Raw genomic sequence first — 3298 nt, forward strand, 5'->3', positions numbered from 1 at the left:
TTCCATTGTAGCGTTTTCAGTACGGGCGGAGGTCGTTTTTGAGGGCGCCGGAGATCAAAGGTGGGAGCGGGCTTGCTCGCGAATGCGGTATGTCAGTGCCGAATGTATTGACTGACCCAACGCATTCGCGAGCAAGCCCGCTCCCACATGTTGATCGCGTGCAGTCAGTCAGGGCTTGTTGGGAATACCGTACTTGCGCAAGCGATGGGCAATGGCGGTGTGGGAGGTTTGCAGGCGGCTCGCCAGCTGGCGCGTGGACGGATAGCTGACATAGAGCTTCTCCAGCAACCCGCGCTCGAAATCCTCCACGGCCTGCTCCAGGCTGTCGACTTCACCATCGTTCTGCCGCGCCACCGAGGTGCCGGCGATGTCCAGGTCGCCGATGTCCACCAGGCTGCTTTCGCAAATGGCCGCGGCGCGGAAGATCACGTTCTGTAATTGCCGCACGTTGCCCGGCCAGCGGTTGCCCAGCAGCGCCGGGTAGGTGCCCGGCGCCAGGCGGCAGACCGGGCGCTGGATCTGCGCGCAGGCCTGCTGCATGAAGTAGCGGGCCAGCAGCAGGATGTCCTGGCCGCGCTCGCGCAGGGGCGGCACTTCGACGTTGAGCACGTTGAGGCGGTAGAACAGGTCTTCGCGGAAGGTGCCTTCGCTGACCATCTTTTCCAGGTCGCGGTGGGTGGCGCTGAGGATCCGCACATTGACCTTCACCTCACGGTCGCCGCCCACCCGGCGGAAGCTGCCGTCGTTGAGAAACCGCAGCAGCTTGGCCTGCAAGTACGGTGACATCTCGCCGATCTCGTCGAGGAACACCGTGCCCTGGTTCGCCAGTTCCATCAGCCCCGGCTTGCCGCCGCGCTGGGCACCGGTGAAGGCTCCGGGGGCGTAGCCGAACAGTTCGCTCTCGGCCAGGTTCTCCGGCAGCGCCGCGCAGTTCAGGGCCAGGAACGGCGCGCTGTGGCGCGCGCTGATGGCGTGGCAGGCACGGGCCACCAGCTCCTTGCCGGTGCCGGTCTCGCCCTGGATCAACAACGGTGCATCCAGCGCCGCCACCCGTTGCGCCCGCGCCTTGAGGGTGCGAATCGCCGGGGACTCGCCCAACAACGCGTCGAAACCTTCGGCGTGGTCATGGTGCAGCGCCGACAGTTGTTCGCCGATGCGGTTGGGTTGGTACAGGGTCAGCAGGGCGCCGGCGTCGGTGATCGGCGTGGCGTCCAGCAGCAGGGTCTGGCCGTTTACGCTGATTTCCCGCAGGGCCAGGCGAAAGCCGTGTTCCAGCAGGGTGGCCAGCAGGGTTGGGTCGTCGAACAGTTCGTTGATGCTTTCCCCGGCGGGTTCACGACCGTACAAGGCGATCAGCGCCGGGTTGGCCAGCAGGATCTTGCCGGCGCTGTCCAGGGCCAGTACCGGGTCGGTCATGGCGGCGAGCAGGGCATCGAGTTGCAGGTGCTGGCGCTGGCCGGGGAGGATGTCGACCACGGTCACGGCTTGCACGCCGCGCACGCTGAACAGTGCATCACGCAGCTCTTCCAGTACCTCGGCACTCAAGGTTGGCGCGTCGATGTAGACGTTGGGCGGAACCATTTCCACCGCATCCAGGTTCAGATTGCGCCCACCGAGCAAGGCCAGGACTTCCTGGGTGATGCCGACGCGGTCGATGAAGCTGACGTGGATACGCATGGGGCTGTTTTTGGTTCTGGCGAGCGAGAGGTGGCAAGTATGCCTTGGAGAAGATAGAGATCAAAATGTGGGAGCGGGCTTGCTCGCGAATGCGGTGTGTCAGTCACCGGATGTATTAGCTGACACACCGCATTCGCGAGCAAGTCGAATCGTCGCACCGCCGCTCCCACATTTGATAGTTGGTGCCTGGGAAATCAGGTTATTCGAGGTGTTCGGGTTTGACCGGATCCCCAGGCTTCACATCCAACTGATGGCGCACATCTTCAAACATCAAATCGTACTGCTTGTGCATCTGGCCATTGAGCACGGCAATCTTCGGCATGCCGTACTTCTGCGCGATGTTCATCGCCTGCCGGGCGAAGTCGAACGACTGGTCCTTGGGCAGGAAGAACTCTTCCTTGAGCTCCTTGCCCTGCACCGTGCCGTGCATCTTGAAGAGCATTCCCTTGCCTTCCTTTGGGTCCTGGCTGACTTCGTAGTCGATGCACAGGTTGTAGCTGTAGTCATCCTTGTTCAGCGCGTGGCGTTCGATGTGCAGGTGACCAGGTTCAAAGGTAGCCATAGGCGTTTCTCCTCTACTTCACAGGTAGGTGATGCCAGGTTTTGCGGTACTGATGCGGGTGCCGGCGCTGCCCTGGACAATTGCTTCGATGTCCGAGAGTGAACCGATCACTGCGGTTTTTCCAGTCTGGCGGGCGAACTCGCACGCGGCCTGGACCTTGGGTCCCATGGAGCCGGCGGCGAAGCCGAGCTTTTCGATTTCGTCCGGGTGTGCCTGGCCGATGGCTTTCTGGGTGGGCTTGCCGAAGTCGATAAAGGCGGCATTGACGTCGGTGGCGATCACCAGCAAATCGGCGTCCAGTTGCCCGGCCAGCAACGAGGAGCACAGGTCTTTGTCGATCACGGCTTCAATGCCCTTGAGCTTGCCGTCTTCGCCATACATCGTCGGAATCCCGCCGCCACCGGCGCAGATCACGATGCTGCCTTTTTCCAGCAGCCACTGGATCGGGCGGATTTCAAAGATCCGTTTTGGCCGTGGGCTGGCCACCACGCGGCGATACTTGTCGCCATCGGGGGCAATCGCCCAGCCTTTTTCAGCGGCCAGTTTTTCCGCTTCGGCTTTGGAGTACACCGGGCCGATGGGTTTGGTCGGGTTCTGGAAGGCCGGGTCCTTGGCGTCCACTTCCACCTGGGTCAGCAGTGTGGCGAACGGCACTTCGAAGTCCAGCAGGTTGCCCAGTTCCTGTTCGATGATGTACCCGATCATGCCCTCGGTTTCGGCTCCCAACACATCCAGCGGGTAAGGTGAAACCTGGGTGTAGGCGGCAGCCTGCAGCGACAGCAGGCCCACTTGCGGGCCATTGCCGTGGGCAATCACCAGCTCGTTGCCTTTGTGGATCTTGGCGATCTGTTCGGTGGCGATGCGGATATTGGCCCGTTGATTGTCTGCGGTCATGGGTTCACCACGGCGCAGAAGGGCGTTGCCGCCCAGTGCAACGACGATACGCATATAAGGTTGTCCTTCCAGAATCCAGCGTTGTGAACACCGGGCCAAATGTGGGAGCGGGCTTGCTCGCGAAAGCGGTGTGTCGGTGAAAAATATAGCGACTGGCACGCCGCC

General features: G+C 62.0%; 3 protein-coding genes. All 3 read right to left on the reverse strand.

What is annotated here, in order from left to right:
- Positions 1–168 precede the first annotated feature (168 nt).
- Positions 169–1677, reverse strand: coding sequence for a sigma-54-dependent transcriptional regulator (locus tag ACW9I6_RS31605; RefSeq protein ID WP_102605962.1), 1509 nt, complete (start codon positions 1675–1677; stop codon positions 169–171).
- 199 nt (positions 1678–1876) lie between these two features.
- Positions 1877–2239 carry a DUF5064 family protein gene (locus ACW9I6_RS31610; RefSeq protein ID WP_003220051.1) on the reverse strand — a complete coding sequence of 121 codons (363 nt, stop codon included), beginning with the start codon at positions 2237–2239 and terminating at the stop codon, positions 1877–1879.
- Between the two features lie 18 nt (positions 2240–2257).
- A complete protein-coding gene (gene arcC, locus ACW9I6_RS31615; RefSeq protein WP_087692649.1) occupies positions 2258–3187 on the reverse strand; it encodes a carbamate kinase in 930 nt (309 codons plus the stop codon).
- Between the last annotated feature and the right edge of the window lie 111 nt (positions 3188–3298).

It is taken from the genome of Pseudomonas sp. SDO5522_S412 (genome assembly GCF_054071215.1).

What these genes read in the sequence shown, in the direction of transcription:
- ACW9I6_RS31605 (WP_102605962.1), bottom strand. Translation starts at nt 1,677, where the DNA reads ATGCGTATCCACGTCAGCTTCATCGACCGCGTCGGCATCACCCAGGAA.
- ACW9I6_RS31610 (WP_003220051.1), bottom strand. Translation starts at nt 2,239, where the DNA reads ATGGCTACCTTTGAACCTGGTCACCTGCACATCGAACGCCACGCGCTG.
- arcC (WP_087692649.1), bottom strand. Translation starts at nt 3,187, where the DNA reads ATGCGTATCGTCGTTGCACTGGGCGGCAACGCCCTTCTGCGCCGTGGT.